The following is a 17,005-nucleotide window of genomic DNA, read 5'->3' as shown; positions in this document are numbered from 1 at the left end:
GCCCGGAGGCGGATTTCAGCGGCGGCATACATTAACAGCTTTTGTGCCGTTAGCGGCTACTGACGCGCTGCTCGAGCAGTTCTCGGTTCGACAGCGACACCCATTCACCCTCATCGGTCATCAGTGTGGTCTTGACTGTTCCGATGGCCTCGATGTGGCCTTCGACCTCGCCAACACGCACGTGCTGGCCCACTTGGTAGAGTTCGCGTACATAAATGCCGGCCAGAATCTGCCCGGCGATTTCGCGGCTACCCAGGCCCATTGCCAGTGCAACGGCCAGACCAACGGTAATCAAGCCGATCACGATCACGTGGTTGAGCAGGTCGGTCTTGACCTCCAACTGGCTGATAGCCACCGAAATCGAGATGATGATGACCAGTCCCTGGGCAATGCGTCCGACGCCCGCCGCATACTCCAGCCCGATGCCTTCGGCCGCGCCGCGGACCAGGCCATTGACCAGTTGCGCCAGCAGCACCCCGGCCAGTAGCACTAGCGCCGCGCCGAAGACCTTCGGCAGGTAGAGGGCGAGCATGTCGAGGGTGGCCGACACCCGCTCGAGGCCGAGCGATTCGGCGGCCGACACCAGGAAAATCAGCAGGATGAACCAATAGACGATCTTGCCGATGAGGGTCGAGATCGGCACCTGAATGCCGACTCGGCTGAGCATCTTGGTCAGGCCAGTGCCGCTCATCAGGCGGTCCAGACCGAACTTGGCGAGCAATTTGGACAGCAAGGTGTCGAGCAGCTTGGCTACCACGAAGCCCAGCAGCACCACCACCAGCGCACCGAACAAGTTGGGGATGAAGTTCGCCACCTTGGTCCATAGTGCAGTCATGGCGGTAACCAGGCTCTGGGTCCAGAGATCGAGTTCCATATTCATTCGGCCTTATCAGCTTGCGGTCTGCCAGCGGCAGAGGTACGGCGCACCGGCGCCACATGCGCCGAGCCATTGTTGACAGCGATCAGCAGCGCCTGGCTCCAACGGCCCAGCAAGCTGAACAGATCGCCCGCGCCCACCTGGCGGTTGGCGGTCTTGAGCACCCGACCCAGGCAGGCATCGTCGTCGCGATCCTGGCCGGACGGCGACGCCTTGAGCAGGTCGCGCAGGGATTCTTCAAACGGATCGTGCATGGGCACCTCGCGTGATGTCAGTCAAAGACGAGGGCTCTGCTGCGCAGGTCACACCGAAAGGTGGTACGACTGTTTCAAAATAAGAGAGCAGTAGCATGGATCGCCTCACACCCAGCGCAAGCGCCTGAACAACCACCACTGCCCCACGGCCAGCGCCAGCACCACCAGGCAGGCCACCAGGAATCCATAGGGGTTGCTTGCCCCGGGGATGCCGCCGACGTTGATACCGAGCAGACCGGTGATGAAGCTCATGGGCAGGAAGATGCAGGTGATGATGCCGAAGCGGTACATGGTCCGGTTCATCAGTTCGCTGCGCCGCCGGTCCTCGCCCTCAAGCACCAGCGCCGCGCGCTCGCGGGCCAGTTCCAGTTCCTCCAGGTACCGAATCAGGCTGTTGTTGAGCTCGTTCCAATAGTCGGAATCGACTTCGGCGAACCAACTCCACTTATGCCGCGACAGCTGGGCATAGATGTCTCGCTGGGGCGCGAGAAAACGCCGCAGGCCAGCGGCACGGCGGCGGATCTGCTGGAGACTGCCTTGGGCTGGGCTATACCGCTCGTCGGATTCCACCTTCTCTTCTTCGAGATCGACTGCTTCCGACAAGTCGCTGACCAGCGCCTGGACCTTTTCCGTCAGCAACTCGCCCATCAGCAGCAGCAGCTCCGACGCCGATTTCGGTCCTCGGCCCTCGCCCAGTTGCTGCAGGATCTCGTCGCTGGCCCGTAGCGGCCGCAGGCGCAGCGAAATGATGCGCCGGGCTTCGGCGAAGATGCGCACCGACACCATGTCTTCCGGCTCGGCCCCGGGATTGAGATTGACCCCGCGCAGAAACAGCAACATCTGCTCATTGGCCAGCGGCAACAAGCGCGGACGGGTGTTTTCCTCCAGCAGCAGCTCGCAGGCAAACTCGCTCAGGCCGCTGTCGTGCAGCAGCCAGGTGCGGGTCTGCGGGTGACTGCGATCCCAGTGCAACCAAAGGCTTTCATGATCCTGCAACTGCAGGCTGTCCAACTCGGTACGGGCGATCGCACGGGCGCCGCCCTTGCCGTCGAGCACCAGGGCATGCACCAGGCCCCACTGCGCGTTGTCTTCCTCGAACATCGATGCTCCATCAGCGCCCGCGGCGCGTCACTGCGGTTGGCTCAGCGGGCTGGGCGAGACGATCACGCCATTATTGTCGGCGTAGACGTGTTCGCCGGGACGGAAGGTGACACCGGCGAAGGTGACCGGGACGTTCAGATCGCCGATACCGCGCTTGTCGGTCTTCATCGGATGGCTGGCCAGGGCCTGCACGCCGACGTTGGTCTGCGCCAAAACATCGACGTCACGCACGCATCCGTAGATCACCAGCCCTTCCCAACCGTGCTTGGCGGCTTTTTCGGCGAGCATGTCGCCGAGCAAGGCGCGGCGCAGCGAACCACCGCCGTCGACCACCAGCACTTTGCCGGTGCCGTCGAGCTCGACCTGCTCGCGGACCAGGGAATTGTCCTCGAAGCACTTGATGGTGACGATCTGCCCACCGAACGAGTCGCGGCCACCGAAGTTGCTGAACATCGGCTCGAGCACTTGGACCCGGTCTGCATAGGCATCGCACAGGTCGGGGGTTACGTAATGCTGCATGGGAAACTCCTGTCAGTCACAACGAAGGCGGGTGTCGGGCAAGGCTACACCCTCCGAGGCCGTGCAGTCATCCGGGACTGGGTAGTCAGTCGCCGCGGCATGTGGCGTGCTCTGCGCCTGCGCCAGCCAGCGCTCGACCTGCGGCCACACCTGGTCCTGAGCCGCCTTGCTCACCAGCATGTCCACATGCCCGAACGCCTCGAAGCCATCCTCGCGCCCCAGGCGCAGGAATCGCTTGCGGGCATCGCCCCACTGTTCGAACAGCGCGCAGCAGGCCCACAGCGGATCCTGGGTATCGGCCACCGCTGCCACGGCCAATAGCGGTACTCGCACCTCGGCCAGCCCTGCCCACCAGTCACGGTCCTTGACCCCGAAGCGGCCGAACAGCCCCTGCCAGCGCAACCACTCCAAGGCCAGGCCGATCGGCTCGTCCTCCGGGCCACGCTTGAGCCTGGGCCCCGACAGTTGGGCAAAGCGCTTGAGCAGCAGGCGCGCGCCCCACACCACCGGCGGCAACTTCAGAGGCCAGTAGCGGCGAGTGACCTGGGTACCGAACAGCGCCACGCTGGCCACCTTGTTCGGGTCCAAGTAGCCACCGCCCAGGGCGGCAACCAGCGTGGTGCCGCCCAGGGAATGCCCGACCCAGTGCGGCGCCTGCCCCGTCATCTCCTGTACGAACGCGCCGATCACCGGCAGATCGAAACGCGCGTAGTCGGCCACGCAGTTGGCGCGCCATTGGCGATTGCGCGGCGACAGGCCATGGCCGCGCATCTCCGGGATCCACACGTCGAAGCCCGCCCTCGCCAGGAACGCCCCCAGGCCAATGCCTTTGGGCGAATACCAGAAACGGCGGTTGGAAAAGCTGCCATGCAGGAGGATCACCGGCACCGCTCGCTCAGTGGGCTGATCGGCCAGACCCAGACGGGTCACGGCCAGCTCCACGCTGGGGTCCGGGCTGTTGCCGGCTTTTATTCGGTAGACGTCTTCGCTGAGGTCGCCACGGCGCTCGGCACTGAGCAGGGCCACGGGAAAAAGAGTACTGCTGCTTTGCATGAATTCACGGCAATGAGAAAGGAATACGGAATGAGCGGGCGCTGGCCACGCTGAACGTCGGCTCCAGCGCATTCGCGGGTAAATCGCTGCAGCGAACGGCCGCTCTCACTCGAAGAAGCGGCGGCTCGCCGCAGCGATTTACCCGCGAAGAAAACACGAACGCGGGACGCATCGACGTGCGCCCCGCATTGAACGCATCAGGCTGCGCCCTGGCCCTCGGCCAGGAAGAACCAGGTTTCGAGCACCGAGTCCGGGTTCAGCGACACGCTTTCGATGCCTTGCTGCATCAGCCACTTGGCCAGATCCGGGTGGTCCGAAGGGCCCTGGCCGCAGATGCCGATGTACTTGCCGGCCTTGTTGCAGGCGGCAATGGCATTGGCCAGCAGCTTCTTGACCGCCGGATTACGCTCGTCGAACAGGTGGGCGATGATGCCGGAGTCGCGGTCCAGGCCCAAGGTGAGCTGGGTCAGGTCGTTGGAGCCAATCGAGAAGCCGTCGAAGTACTCGAGGAACTCCTCGGCGAGAATGGCGTTGGACGGCAGTTCGCACATCATGATCACGCGCAGGCCATTGTCGCCACGGGCCAGGCCATTCTCGGCCAGCAGGTCGACCACTTGGCTGGCTTCGCCCAAGGTACGCACGAATGGCACCATGATCTCGACGTTGGTAAGCCCCATCTCATTGCGCACACGCTTGAGCGCACGGCACTCGAGCTCGAAGCAGTCACGGAACGACTCGCTGATGTAGCGCGACGCCCCGCGGAAGCCCAGCATCGGGTTCTCTTCTTCCGGCTCGTACAGCTTGCCGCCGATCAGGTTGGCGTATTCGTTGGACTTGAAGTCCGACAGACGCACGATGACCTTTTTCGGCGAGAAGGCTGCCGCCAGAGTGCTGATGCCTTCGACCAGCTTCTCGACATAGAACTCGACCGGGTCGTTGTAGCCGGCGATGCGCTTGTCGACGCTGTCCTTGAGCTCCGGCGGCAAGCCGGCATAGTTCAGCAGCGCCTTGGGGTGCACGCCGATCATGCGGTTGATGATGAACTCCAGGCGCGCCAGGCCGACACCGGCGTTGGGCAACTGAGCGAAGTCGAAGGCACGGTCAGGGTTGCCGACGTTCATCATGATCTTGAACGGCAGTTCCGGCATGGCGTCCACAGAGTTCTGCTTGACGTCGAAGCCCAGTTCGCCTTCGAAAATGAAGCCGGTGTCGCCCTCGGCGCAGGACACCGTCACGCCCTGACCGTCCTTGAGCAGTTGCGTCGCATTGCCGCAACCGACCACGGCCGGAATGCCCAGCTCACGGGCGATGATCGCGGCGTGGCAGGTACGACCGCCACGGTTGGTGACGATGGCGCTGGCGCGCTTCATCACCGGCTCCCAATCCGGGTCGGTCATGTCCGAGACCAGCACATCGCCGGGCTGAACCTTGTCCATCTCCGACACATCACGGATCACGCGCACCTTGCCGGCGCCGATGCGCTGGCCGATGGCGCGGCCTTCGACCAACACCGTGCCCTTTTCCTTGAGCAGGTAGCGTTCCATGACATTGGCGCTGGCGCGGCTCTTCACCGTTTCCGGGCGGGCCTGGACGATGTACAGCTTGCCGTCGTCACCGTCCTTGGCCCACTCGATGTCCATCGGGCGCTGGTAGTGCTGCTCGATGATCATGGCCTGCTTGGCCAGCTCGTTGACTTCGTCGTCGCTCAGGCAGAAGCGCGCACGCTCGGCGCGATCGACCTCGACCGTCTTGACCGAGCGACCGGCCTTGGCTTCGTCGCCATAGACCATCTTGATCGCCTTGCTGCCCAGGTTGCGGCGCAGAATGGCCGGGCGGCCAGCCTGCAAGGTGTTCTTGTGCACGTAGAATTCGTCAGGGTTGACCGCGCCCTGCACCACGGTTTCGCCCAGGCCGTAGGCGCCGGTGATGAACACCACGTCGCGGAAGCCCGATTCGGTGTCCAGGGTGAACATCACGCCAGCGGTGCCGGTTTCCGAACGCACCATGCGCTGCACGCCGGCCGACAGGGCCACCAGCTTGTGGTCGAAGCCCTGGTGTACGCGATAGGCGATGGCGCGGTCGTTGAACAGCGAGGCGAACACTTCCTTGGCCGCGCGGATCACGTTGTCGACGCCACGAATGTTGAGGAAGGTTTCCTGCTGACCGGCGAACGAAGCGTCCGGGAGGTCTTCGGCCGTGGCCGAGGACCGCACGGCGACGGCCATGTTGTCGTTGCCGGCAGCCATTTCGGCGAAGGCCGTACGAATTTCGGCATCCAGGCGCGCCGGGAACTGCGCGTCCATCACCCACTGACGGATCTGCGCACCGGTCTTGGCCAGGGCGTTGACGTCGTCCACGTCCAAGGCATCGAGCGCGGCATGGATGCGCTCGTTCAGGCCACTTTGCTCGAGAAAATCACGGTACGCCTGAGCCGTAGTGGCAAAGCCGCCCGGCACCGAAACGCCGGCACCTGCAAGATTACTGATCATCTCGCCCAGGGATGCGTTCTTGCCCCCCACATGCTCCACATCATGGACGCCGAGCTTATCGAGGGAAACTACGTACTCTACCAAGGTGATCTCTCCACTGACTGTGTTGGAAAAGCTCAAGGGCGCCCGCCTGTCGGGGTTGCGGCTGGGCCGGGACGCTTGTGGCCTGGACCTGGAAAATAAGTGAGAATGCCGAACGTCCGCGTTCGGCAAACCGAACCTATCATATCCAGAAACATTCGGCAGCTTAAGGCCCTTGGCGCAAATGAAACGATCCGCGTTCTTCATCTCCGACGGTACCGGCATCACGGCCGAAACACTGGGCCAAAGTCTGCTGGCGCAGTTCGATACCATCCCCTTCGCCAAATTCACCCGCCCCTACATCGATACGCTCGACAAGGCCCACGCCATGGTCCAGCAGATCAATGCAGCGGCCGAGCGCGACGGCGTCCGTCCGATCATCTTCGACACCATCGTCAACCAGGACATCCGCGAAGTCATGGCCACCTCCAATGGCTTCATGATCGACATCTTCTCCACCTTCCTGTCGCCGCTGGAACAGGAGTTGACCGCCCACTCGTCTTATTCGGTGGGCAAGTCGCATTCCATTGGCGGCAACTCCAACTACATGGAGCGGATCGAGGCGGTGAACTTCGCCCTGGACAACGACGACGGCGCGCGCACCCATTATTACGACAAAGCCGACCTGATATTGGTGGGCGTGTCGCGATGTGGCAAAACGCCGACGTGTTTGTACATGGCTATGCAGTTCGGCATTCGCGCCGCCAACTACCCGTTGACCGAAGACGACATGGAACGCCTGCAACTGCCGCCGGTGCTGAAAAAGCACCACAACAAGCTGTTCGGCCTGACCATCGACGCCGACCGCCTCACCGCCATTCGCCACGAGCGCAAACCCAACAGCCGTTATTCGAGCTTTGCCCAGTGCGAGTTCGAGGTGCGCGAAGTGGAGAACCTGTTCCGCCGCGAGAACATCCCCCACATCAATTCCACGCATTTCTCGGTGGAAGAGATTTCGGCGAAGATTCTGGTGGAGAAAGGGGTGGAAAGACGGTTCAAGTAACACCGTAACGGCCCACCACCAGGCCGTCGAAGACAGACAAAAAAGCCCCGGCATCGCTGCCGGGGCTTTTCATTTCAGCGCAAGACTCAGGACGGAATTACCACCGCCTGCCCGCTAAGCGCCAGGTCGACCAGCTCGCGGTTGGCCACCGCGTACATCGCATAGTCGGTGCCGCTGGCATTGCGCAGGTCGTCGAGCATGGCGCGCCAGCGCTCGACCATCACCCGGTGCTGCTCGGCCCACAGGGCCACGCGGGCATCCATGTCGTCCGGGGCATCGGCCATCTGCAGCACGGAAATGGTGATCGCGCGCTGCTGCAGGTCGATGTCGTCGCGGAACGCCTCGCGGGCCAGGGCCTGCCAGTTGTTCTCCACCGGCAGGTTGCTGATCTCTTGCAAGTACCAGGTCAGGTCCAGCGCGCTGCCCACGGCGAAGAACGCCTTGGCCACCTGGGCCGGATCGTGGCCGGTGACGTCCGAGGCCTCGATGATCGGCAGCAGGGTGTACAGGTGGGTGGTGCCGGCCACCATGCGCGCCAGCAACTCCGGCACACCCGCTTCGACGAAGCTCTGGTAGCGCGTCTGCCAGCGCTCGCGGGTCGGACCTTCCAGCAGTTCGTCGAGCTTGAGTCCCAACTGCGCGATCTTCGGCCCGAAGTGCGCCGTGTCGCGGCCAGCGTCTTGTTCGTTGCGGCGGCTGCGCAGGAACCAGCGGGTGGCGCGACGGCCCAGACGCATCAGCTCATCCATCAGGGTCAGCTGGATGTCGGCCGGGACCTGGTAATCCAGTGCCTCGATCTGACGGAACCAGTGCGGCAGGTGGAAGATGTCGCGCGCGATCACGTAGGCACCGGCGACATTGGCCGGGCTCATGCCAGTGGACTCCTTCAGGCGCTGCACGAAGGTGATGCCCATGTTGTTGACCAGGTCGTTGGCGATCTGGTTGCTGACGATCTCGCGCTTGAGGCGGTGACGGCGCATGGCCTCGGCGAATTTGCTGACCAGCGACGGCGGGAACGCGGTTTCCATGTCGCGGGTCAGGTACTCGTCGTCCGGCACCTCGGACTTGAGCAGTTGCTCCTTGAGGTCGATCTTGCTGTAGGAGATCAGCACCGACAGCTCGGCACGGGTCAGGCCGTGGCCGGCGGCCAGACGCTCGGCCAGCAGGTCTTCGCTGGGCAGGAACTCGATGGCGCGATCGAGCTTGCCACGCGATTCCAGATCGGCCATCAGGCGTTTGTACTCGGCGATCCGCTCGCGGGCGCGACGGGCGGCGAGCGACAGCGCCTGGGTCTGCTTGTAGTTGTTGCCCAGCACCAGGGCCGAGACTTCCTCGGTCATGCTGCCCAGCAGTTGGTTGCGCTGCTTCTCGGTCATGTCGCCGGCCTGCACCACTTCGTTGAGCAGGATCTTGATGTTGACCTCGTGGTCGGAGCAGTCCACGCCACCGGCGTTGTCGATGAAGTCGGTGTTGGTGGCGCCGCCGTGCAGGCCGAATTCGACGCGGCCAAGTTGGGTCATGCCCAGGTTGCCGCCCTCGCCCACCACCTTGCAGCGCAGCTCGTTGCCGTTCACCCGCAGGGCATCGTTGGCCTTGTCGCCGACGTCGGCGTGGCTTTCGCTGCTGGCCTTGACGTAGGTGCCGATACCCCCGTTCCACAGCAGATCGACCGGGGCCTGCAGCAGCGCGTGCAGCAGTTCGGTCGGGGTCAGGCGGTCGGCCTCGATGGCGAAGCGGGCCTTCATCTGTGGGCTGATGGCGATGCTCTTGGCACTACGCGGGAAGATACCGCCGCCTTCGGACATCAGCGTGGTGTCGTAGTCGGTCCAGGCCGAACGCGGCAGTTCGAACAGGCGCTTGCGCTCGACGAAGCTGCTGGCCGGATCCGGATTCGGATCGACGAAGATGTGCAGGTGGTTGAACGCGGCCACCAGTTGCAGCTTGTCCGACATCAGCAGGCCGTTGCCGAACACGTCGCCGGCCATGTCGCCGATGCCGACCACGGTAATCGGGTCTTCCTGCACATTGATCCCGCGCTCGCGGAAGTGGCGCTGCACGCCGACCCAGGCGCCACGTGCGGTGATGCCCATGCCTTTGTGGTCGTAGCCCGCCGAGCCTCCGGAGGCGAAGGCATCGCCCAGCCAGAAGCCATAGTCGTTGGCGATGCCGTTGGCGATGTCGGAGAAGGTCGCGGTGCCTTTGTCCGCCGCCACCACCAGGTAGGGGTCGTCCTCATCGTGACGCACCACGTTGACCGGCGGCACCACGCCGCCGTCCTTGAGGTTGTCGGTGATGTCGAGCAGGCCGCTGATGAAGATGCGGTAGCAGGCGATGCCCTCGGCGGCGATCTCGTCGCGCCCGCCGCCCAAGGGCAGGCGACGCGGCAGGAAGCCGCCCTTGGCGCCGACCGGCACGATCACCGAGTTCTTCACCTGCTGGGCCTTGACCAGGCCGAGCACTTCGGTGCGGTAGTCTTCTTCGCGGTCCGACCAGCGCAGGCCACCGCGGGCGACGTTGCCGAAGCGCAGGTGCACGCCTTCGACCCGTGGCGAGTACACGAAGATCTCGAACTTGGGCACGGGCTTGGGCAGCTCGGGTATCAGCCGTGGGTTGAACTTGAAGCTGAAGTAGCCCTTGCTCTGACCGCTGCTGTCGGTCTGGTAGAAGTTGGTGCGCAAGGTGGCCTTGATCAGGTCCAGGTAGCGACGCAGGATGCGGTCTTCGTTGAGCACCTGAACGTCGTCCAGCGCGCTGAGAATCGCTTGCTCCAGACGCTGCTGCTTGTCGTCCAGGTCATCCTGGCCGAGCTTGCGCGCCAGGTAGAAGCGGGTCTTGAACAGCCGGGTGAGCTCGCGGGCGATGTCGGTGTGGTTGTTCAGGGTGCTGGCGATGTAGCCCAGGTCGAAGCCCAGACGGATCTGCTTCATGTAGCGGGCATACGCGCGCAGCAGCGCCACGTCGCGCCACGGCAGGCCAGCGGTGAGCACCAGGCGATTGAACGCGTCGTTCTCGGCCTCGCCCTGGACGATATGGATGAAGGCGTCCTGCAGGGTGTCGTTGAGCTGCTGCAGGTCCAGGCTCAGCCCTTCGCTGTAGGTGAAGGCGAAGTCGTGAATCCAGAACTCGCGGCCATTGGCATGACGCAGCCGATACGGGAACTCGCCGAGCACGCGCAGCCCCAGGTTCTCCAGGATCGGCAGCACATCGGACAGCGCCAGCGGCGTGTCGGCGTGGTACAGCTTGCAGTGCAACTGACGCTCGCCGATCTGGGTGAGCGGCTGGTAGAAGCTCATGGCCAGGGGCTTGGCCTCGGACAACGCCAGCACATGCTGCATGTCGACCACCGCCGAGTGCGCGGCGAAGCGCTCGCGGTAACCGGCCGGGAAGCCTTTCGGGAAATCGGCCAGGATGTTGGTGCCCTGGGCTTCGCCGAAGTTGTCCACCACCAGCGCCGAATAGTCGTCCTGCCACGAGCGGCAGGCCTGGATCACTTCGTTTTCCAGTTGCTGCGGATCGATGTCGATGCGGTTCTTCGGATCGACCCGCAGAATCAGTTGCACCCGCGCCAGCACCGATTCGGAGAAGAAGGTCCAGAACTCGCAGTCCGAGGCCTTCAGGCGCTCCATCAGCACCTGCTGGATCTTCTGTCGCACTTCGGTGGAATAGACCTCACGCGGCACGTAGGCCAGGCAGTAGCAGAAGCGGCCGTAGGGGTCTTTGCGCAGGAACACGCGGATCTTGTTACGCTCCTGGATCTGCACGATCGACATCGCGGTGCTGAACAGCTCGTCGATCGGGGTCTGGAACAGGTCGTCGCGCGGCAGCACTTCCAGGACCTGGGTCAGCTCCTTGCCCAGGTGTGCCTTGGGGTCGAAGTGCGAGCGACGCTCCACTTCGGCGACCTTTTCGCGAATGTACGGAATGGTATAGACGCTCTCGCCGTACACCGTGGAGGTGTACAGGCCCATGAAGCGGCATTCCTTGAGGACCTTGCCGTCGGCATCGATCTGACGGATCGACACGTAGTCCGGGTAGGCCGGGCGGTGTACGCGGCTCGGCTGCGAGGCCTTGGCGAACGACAGCAGGCGCGGCTCGCGCAGGTAGCTGACGGCGTAGTCCTCGATGCGCAGGTCGTCGCTGCTCAGGCCAGTGCGCAGCACGCGCGGCAGGCCGAGGAACGAGGATTCGTCATACGCCAGGCTGCCGCCGGCGGCGTCGGTCTCGACCACGAATTCCTCGTAGCCGAGGAAGGTGAAGTGGTTGTCCAGCAGCCAGGTGAGGAAGCTCTGCACCTCGGCCTTGTCATGCTGCGCCGGCCCGAAGGCGTTCTCGCCCACCAGCGCCAGCAGGTCGCGGACCTTGGCCTTCATCGGCTCGAAGTCGGCCACCACCACGCGCACATCGGCCAGCACCAGCTCCAGCTCGCGGGTCAGGCTGGTCAGCTCGGCAGCGTTGGCGCAGCGGTCGATCTCCAGGTACATCAGCGATTCGTGATTGACGCCTTCACCCTGGGTGCCCTTGGGCAGCAGTTCGAGCAGTTCGCCCTTGGCCCCACGCCGGGTGCTGAGCACGGTGGTCTGCAGGGTGTGGATGCTGTAGCCGCGGCGGTTGAGCTCGGTACGCACCGAGTCGACCAGAAATGGCAGGTCGTCATGCAGGACTTCGACCACGGTGTGCGTGGACTGCCAGCCATGGCGCTCGTAGTCCGGGTTGTAGACCCGCACCAGCGGGGTGGCCGAGTCGAAGCGCTCGATGGTGCGCCAGGCAGAAAGGGTGCAGCCGGCCAGGTCGGACAGCCGACGCTGGGTGAGTTCGTCCAGAGAGATGATGCCGAAGAACTGCTCAGCGAACAGCGCCACTTGTGGCAGGGACTGTTCGCTGATGTGCTGCGCCAGGGCCGCTTGCAGTTGATGCTGGAAGTCGGCCTTGCTGGCTGCGGTGAAAAACGCCATCTGTGGTACTCCGCTTGGGCTTTTTTTTGGTGAAGCGTCGTGTACGTGTACGTCCGCCGTTCAGGATCAACCATAGCCAACCCATGGCGACAGAACGATGGAATCAAGGCGTCGGACAGGTCCCGCGCGTCGACGTTCCGGGCTACCCGCCAAGGATGAGCACCTGCAAAGACGACTGCCGGGGCTGTGGCCTTACGGCTGCCCATCGACTGGGCAGCTTAACGACTGAGCGGTCACCGCGGCTTGCAGCGCTGCGACATATTCGGTCAAGCGGCGGTAACTGTGCATTTATGCGCGGTGCCAAGGCTGGCACAATCGCGTTTCACTTCCTTGAACCGAGCCGCCCATGCAACTGAAAACCGCCCTGCTCTTCGCCACCCCGTGCGACGACGAAGAAGACGACATGGCGACCCTGTGCTGCCACAGCGACAAGGGCCAGATGTTCCTGCTCACCCGCTACCCCGACGAAGACACCGTCGACCTGACCCTGGACGACGAGCCTTCGACGCTGGATGGGCTGACCGTGACGTTGAGCGCCGAGCGCCTGCTGATCGAGGTGGCCCCCGGTGATCGCGATGCCCTCAAGGGCGACGCGCACCTGGAAATCCTACTGACCTCGGCCGGTAGCGACCTGGACGAAGTGGCGCTGACCTTGCGCAATATTCTCGACGGCACCGGCACCTTCGTCTCCGAGCTCTGACGGCCGCAGGCACGATTGACAGATCGCCAGGGCCTAGGCATTGTCTGACAACCTGACCACTAGGCAATCCCTCCATGCTTGAGCTTCAGCGCCCCGACACCCTCGTCGACCGAGTGGTCAGCGCCATCCGCGCCGAGATCGACGCCGGCCGACTGGCCGCCGAATCGCGCCTGCCCACTGAACAGCAACTGGCCGAGCAGCTCAACGTCAGCCGCTCCGTGGTGCGCGAGGCGGTGGCGCAGCTCAAGGCCGATGGCGTGCTTATAGCCCGACGCGGACTGGGCTCCTACATTTCCCAGACCCCCGGCGGCACCGTGTTCCGCTTCCCCGGCAGCAGCGGACGCGCGCCCGACCTGGTGCAGATGTTCGAGATGCGCCTGTGGATCGAAACCCAGGCCGCCGCCATCGCTGCGCGCAGGCGTGATGCCGCCGACCTGACGCGCATGGCCGATGCCCTGCAGATCATGCTCGACCCCGGCAGCGACCTGACTCGCGCCGCAGCCGCCGACGTGGCCTTTCACCGCGCCATCGCCGAAGCCAGCAAGAACGATTACTTCGTCGCCTTCCACGATTTCCTCGGCGGCCAACTGGCCAGCGCCCGCCGTACCGCCTGGGAAAACTCCGCCCGCCCAGCGATCGGCGGCTCGGCCGACGCCAGCCGCGAGCACCAGGCGCTGTACCAAGCCATTGCCGACGGCGACCGCCACGCCGCCGCCGGGTGCGCTGAAGCGCACCTGCGCGCCTCGGCCAAACGCCTGAAGATCGACCTGCCCGCACTCGACTGAAGCCCATAACGCTCCGGGGCAGAGGCCCCGGATTTTTAACGCACTACTTTGTCTGACAACCTGATAATCAGATTCAAAGACACGCACTCAAGGTAATCCGCATGACCCACGACTATTGCATCATCGGCGGCGGCATCGTCGGCCTTGCCACCGCGATGGCCCTGCTGGAACAGCGCCCCGGCGCCTCGCTGTTGCTCCTGGACAAGGAAGACCAATTGGGTCGCCACCAGACCGGCCACAACAGCGGCGTGATCCATGCCGGCATCTACTACGCACCCGGCAGCCTCAAGGCCGAACTGTGCAAACGCGGCGCCCAGGCCACCAAGGACTTCTGCCACGAACACGGCATCGCCTTCGAGGTGTGCGGCAAGCTGCTGGTGGCCTCCAACGACCTTGAGATGCAGCGCATGCAGGCGCTGTACCAGCGCTCGCAGCAGAACGGCCTCAAGGTCGAGCGCCTGGACGCGGACGCCCTGCGCCATCGCGAGCCGAACATCGTCGGCCAGGGCGCGCTGTTCCTCGATGCCACCGGCATCGTCGACTACAAGGAAGTGTGCAAGGCCATGGCCCGGGTGATCGAGCGCGCCGGCGGCGAGGTGCGCCTGTGTACCACAGTGCGCGCGATCCAGGAGCACACCGACCACGTCACCATCACCAGCGACGCCAACACCTGGCGTGCACGGCAACTGGTGGCCTGCGCCGGCCTGCAATCCGACCGCCTGGCGCGCTTGGCCGGGGTCAGCATCGATCACCAGATCATCCCTTTCCGCGGCGAGTACTACCGCCTGCCGCCGAGCAAGAACGGCATCGTCAACCACCTGATCTACCCCATCCCCGACCCCGACCTGCCCTTTCTCGGCGTGCACCTGACGCGAATGATCGACGGCAGCGTGACCGTCGGCCCGAATGCCGTGCTCGGCCTGGGCCGCGAAAACTACCGCAAAGGTTCGGTGAACTGGCGCGACGTGGCCGAGTACGCCCGCTTTCCCGGGTTCTGGAAAACCCTCTGGAACAACCTGGGTTCCGGCACCACGGAAATGAAGAACTCGCTGTTCAAGCGCGGCTACCTGGAGCAGTGCCGCAAGTACTGCCCGTCGCTGGAAATCGACGACCTGCTGCCGCATGAAGCCGGCATCCGCGCCCAGGCGGTGATGCGCGACGGCACCCTGGTGCATGACTTCCTGTTCGCCGAGACGCCGCGCATGGTGCATGTCTGCAACGCCCCCTCGCCGGCCGCCACCTCGGCCATTCCCATCGGCCAGATGATCGCCCAGCGCATCCTCAAGGCCCGCTGATTTCTGCTGCACCTTCCACTACAAAGACAATAAGGAATAACCCATGTCGGCACATGAAACGGCCCCGTCCGCGACGGAAACCCCCGACCAGCAACGCAAGCGCCTGCGCAAGGTCGCGGCGGCGACCATCTTCGGTTCGATGCTGGAGTGGTATGACTTCTACCTCTACGCGACCATGGCCGCGATCGTTTTCTCGAAGATCTTCTTCGACGCCAGCAACCCAGCGGTGGCCTCCCTGCTGGCTTTCTCCACCTTCGCCATCGGCTTCATCGCCCGCCCGTTCGGCGGCATCCTGTTCGGCTACCTGGGCGACCGCTTCGGCCGCAAGCACGTGCTGGTGATCACCTTCTGCCTGATGGGCGTATGCACCACGCTGATCGGCCTGATCCCCGGCTACGCCACCCTCGGCATCTGGGCGCCGATCCTGCTGGTGGTGATCCGCATCATCCAAGGCCTGGGCGCCGGCGCCGAACTGTCCGGCGCAGCGGTCACCTCTTACGAGCACGCCAGCGAAGGCAAGCGCGGCAGCCAAGGCGCCTGGCCAGCGCTGGGCCTGAACCTGGGCCTGCTGCTGTCGTCGCTGACCGTGTACCTGCTGACCATGAACGGCAACGACTTCCTGCTGGCCGGTGGCTGGCGCATCCCCTTCATCGCCAGCATCGCACTGGTGGCGGTGGGCCTGTGGGTGCGCAAGAGCATCCCGGAAACCCCGGACTTCAAAGCCCTGGACACGGCCGAGGACACCCCCAAGGTCTCGCCACTCAAGCTGCTGCTGCGCAATGACCGCAAAGGCCTGGCCGTGGTGTTCTTCGTGGCGGTCGGCTACAACGCCCTGAGCTACATCTTCAAGACCTTTTCCCTGGCCTACCTGACCCAGTTCAAAGGCGTCGAGGCCCACGTCACCTCCCTGTCGGTGACCATCGCCAGCCTGGTAGCGATCTTCGCCGTGCCCTTCTTCGGCTGGCTGTGCGACCGCTGGAGCAGCAAGACCGTACTGATGCTCGGCGGCCTGCTGTCGGTGCTGTTCGCCTACCCCTTCCTGCGCCTGCTGAGCACCGGCGAGCCGACGCTGATCTATGTGGCGATCGCCCTCGGCACCGGCATCCTGGCGCCAATGATGTTCGCCCCACAGGGCTCGTTCCTGAGCCGACAGTTCCCCACCCAGACCCGCGCCTCAGGCTTCGGCACCGGCCGCGAAATCGGCACGGCGGTGGCAGGCGGCCTGGCACCGCTGGGCGGGCTGGCATTGGTGGCAGGCTCGGCGACGCACTCTACCGATGGCGTCGCGCTCATCCTGGCGGTGGCTGGGGTGTTGGTGGTGGTGTTCGCCCTGCTCGACCAAGGGCGCAAGTATTCCAGCGCCAAGAACTGAGGCGGCGGGGATTTGCGACGTTACGCCACACTGGCGCGTTCGACGGGGCTGATCTTTACTGCTCCGGGTCCGGCCCTCGCTGGCCTGTCTGGCGATGTGCCGCGACCGGGCGAACGGACCTTCCGGGCGAGTGTGGCGAGCCCGCCAGCGTCCGTGATGACCGACCGTACCCTCACTATGGATAGAACGCGTGGGTTTACCCACTCAGGAGCTTGCGAATGAAGAACGTACTGTTGGCGGTGTTTCTGCTCTGTGGTTTCTCCCTGACTGCCCAAGCGGCGTGCCCGGTGTTCGGCCCGTCGAAAGACCCTTGCAGCGGGCCGGTGTTTGGGCCTTCGACGTGTCAGTGTCCTTGAGGTAGGAGCGGTGTGGCGGGCTCGGGGGAGTGGGCCCGCTATGGGGGGAGTGGTTATTGGATGGGGTTTTCTCGGGTGATGTTTAAGTATTACTTATTTGAGGGTGCGGCGGCGTACTAGCGGTTAGCCTTGGTTCTTGAGCAGTACGGCAGCAGAGCTTGACAGTCC

At 64.2% G+C, this 17,005-nt stretch carries 13 protein-coding genes; 6 read left to right on the top strand and 7 right to left on the bottom strand.

Annotated elements, in window-relative coordinates; all coding sequences use genetic code 11:
* Positions 1-49 precede the first annotated feature (49 nt).
* The 6 genes from NJ69_RS04440 to ppsA all read right to left on the bottom strand — a co-directional run bounded on the left by NJ69_RS04440 (position 50) and on the right by ppsA (position 6,377).
* On the bottom strand, positions 50-874 hold the full coding sequence (locus NJ69_RS04440; protein ID WP_029613988.1) for a mechanosensitive ion channel family protein: 825 nt from the start codon (positions 872-874) through the stop codon (positions 50-52).
* A gap of 2 nt (positions 875-876) precedes the next feature.
* Entirely contained in the window at positions 877-1,131 is a 255-nt protein-coding gene (locus tag NJ69_RS04435) for a hypothetical protein (RefSeq protein ID WP_039576500.1), read from the bottom strand.
* A 105-nt stretch (positions 1,132-1,236) separates the two neighbouring features.
* Complete coding sequence (locus tag NJ69_RS04430; protein ID WP_029613990.1) at positions 1,237-2,232, bottom strand: zinc transporter ZntB; 996 nt, start codon at positions 2,230-2,232, stop codon at positions 1,237-1,239.
* 27 nt (positions 2,233-2,259) lie between these two features.
* Complete coding sequence (gene rraA / locus NJ69_RS04425; protein ID WP_039576498.1) at positions 2,260-2,751, bottom strand: ribonuclease E activity regulator RraA; 492 nt, start codon at positions 2,749-2,751, stop codon at positions 2,260-2,262.
* A gap of 12 nt (positions 2,752-2,763) precedes the next feature.
* Positions 2,764-3,804: an alpha/beta fold hydrolase gene (locus NJ69_RS04420; protein ID WP_080754713.1), complete on the bottom strand. Its 1,041-nt coding sequence runs from the start codon at positions 3,802-3,804 to the stop codon at positions 2,764-2,766.
* A gap of 197 nt (positions 3,805-4,001) precedes the next feature.
* A complete protein-coding gene (gene ppsA / locus NJ69_RS04415; RefSeq protein WP_039583090.1) occupies positions 4,002-6,377 on the bottom strand; it encodes a phosphoenolpyruvate synthase in 2,376 nt (791 codons plus the stop codon).
* Positions 6,378-6,558: 181 nt separating this feature from the next.
* Between ppsA and ppsR the strand changes: the two genes are divergently transcribed.
* On the top strand, positions 6,559-7,377 hold the full coding sequence (gene ppsR / locus NJ69_RS04410; protein ID WP_029613993.1) for a posphoenolpyruvate synthetase regulatory kinase/phosphorylase PpsR: 819 nt from the start codon (positions 6,559-6,561) through the stop codon (positions 7,375-7,377).
* Between the two features lie 86 nt (positions 7,378-7,463).
* On the opposite strand, the gene NJ69_RS04405 is transcribed toward ppsR, so the two are convergent.
* Positions 7,464-12,329, bottom strand: a complete 4,866-nt coding sequence (locus tag NJ69_RS04405; RefSeq protein WP_039576497.1) for an NAD-glutamate dehydrogenase — start codon at positions 12,327-12,329, stop codon at positions 7,464-7,466.
* Between the two features lie 346 nt (positions 12,330-12,675).
* On the opposite strand from NJ69_RS04405, the gene NJ69_RS04400 reads away from it, so the two are divergent.
* From NJ69_RS04400 to NJ69_RS22845, 5 genes are all read left to right on the top strand, one after another.
* Entirely contained in the window at positions 12,676-13,029 is a 354-nt protein-coding gene (locus tag NJ69_RS04400; RefSeq protein WP_029613994.1) for a hypothetical protein, read from the top strand.
* Positions 13,030-13,103: 74 nt separating this feature from the next.
* A complete protein-coding gene (locus tag NJ69_RS04395; protein WP_029613995.1) occupies positions 13,104-13,814 on the top strand; it encodes a FadR/GntR family transcriptional regulator in 711 nt (236 codons plus the stop codon).
* Positions 13,815-13,915: 101 nt separating this feature from the next.
* Entirely contained in the window at positions 13,916-15,109 is a 1,194-nt protein-coding gene (lhgO, locus tag NJ69_RS04390) for an L-2-hydroxyglutarate oxidase (RefSeq protein WP_039576496.1), read from the top strand.
* 43 nt (positions 15,110-15,152) lie between these two features.
* Positions 15,153-16,481, top strand: coding sequence for an MFS transporter (locus NJ69_RS04385; RefSeq protein ID WP_039576495.1), 1,329 nt, complete (start codon positions 15,153-15,155; stop codon positions 16,479-16,481).
* Positions 16,482-16,699: 218 nt separating this feature from the next.
* Positions 16,700-16,837, top strand: coding sequence for a PA0050 family protein (locus NJ69_RS22845; protein ID WP_240326970.1), 138 nt, complete (start codon positions 16,700-16,702; stop codon positions 16,835-16,837).
* Positions 16,838-17,005 lie beyond the last annotated feature (168 nt).

The sequence above is a fragment of the Pseudomonas parafulva genome, from assembly GCF_000800255.1.
GTDB lineage: Bacteria > Pseudomonadota > Gammaproteobacteria > Pseudomonadales > Pseudomonadaceae > Aquipseudomonas > Aquipseudomonas boreofloridensis.
Note: the sequence above shows the minus strand (reverse complement) of the source record. Positions and strands in the feature narration are given on the sequence as shown.

Bases quoted from the DNA above. Each gene is read 5' to 3' on its own strand.
- NJ69_RS04440 (WP_029613988.1), bottom strand. From the start codon at position 874: ATGGAACTCGATCTCTGGACCCAGAGCCTGGTTACCGCCATGACTGCA.
- NJ69_RS04435 (WP_039576500.1), bottom strand. From the start codon at position 1,131: ATGCACGATCCGTTTGAAGAATCCCTGCGCGACCTGCTCAAGGCGTCG.
- NJ69_RS04430 (WP_029613990.1), bottom strand. From the start codon at position 2,232: ATGTTCGAGGAAGACAACGCGCAGTGGGGCCTGGTGCATGCCCTGGTG.
- rraA (WP_039576498.1), bottom strand. From the start codon at position 2,751: ATGCAGCATTACGTAACCCCCGACCTGTGCGATGCCTATGCAGACCGG.
- NJ69_RS04420 (WP_080754713.1), bottom strand. From the start codon at position 3,804: ATGCAAAGCAGCAGTACTCTTTTTCCCGTGGCCCTGCTCAGTGCCGAG.
- ppsR (WP_029613993.1), top strand. From the start codon at position 6,559: ATGAAACGATCCGCGTTCTTCATCTCCGACGGTACCGGCATCACGGCC.
- NJ69_RS04405 (WP_039576497.1), bottom strand. From the start codon at position 12,329: ATGGCGTTTTTCACCGCAGCCAGCAAGGCCGACTTCCAGCATCAACTG.
- NJ69_RS04400 (WP_029613994.1), top strand. From the start codon at position 12,676: ATGCAACTGAAAACCGCCCTGCTCTTCGCCACCCCGTGCGACGACGAA.
- NJ69_RS04395 (WP_029613995.1), top strand. From the start codon at position 13,104: ATGCTTGAGCTTCAGCGCCCCGACACCCTCGTCGACCGAGTGGTCAGC.
- lhgO (WP_039576496.1), top strand. From the start codon at position 13,916: ATGACCCACGACTATTGCATCATCGGCGGCGGCATCGTCGGCCTTGCC.
- NJ69_RS04385 (WP_039576495.1), top strand. From the start codon at position 15,153: ATGTCGGCACATGAAACGGCCCCGTCCGCGACGGAAACCCCCGACCAG.
- NJ69_RS22845 (WP_240326970.1), top strand. From the start codon at position 16,700: ATGAAGAACGTACTGTTGGCGGTGTTTCTGCTCTGTGGTTTCTCCCTG.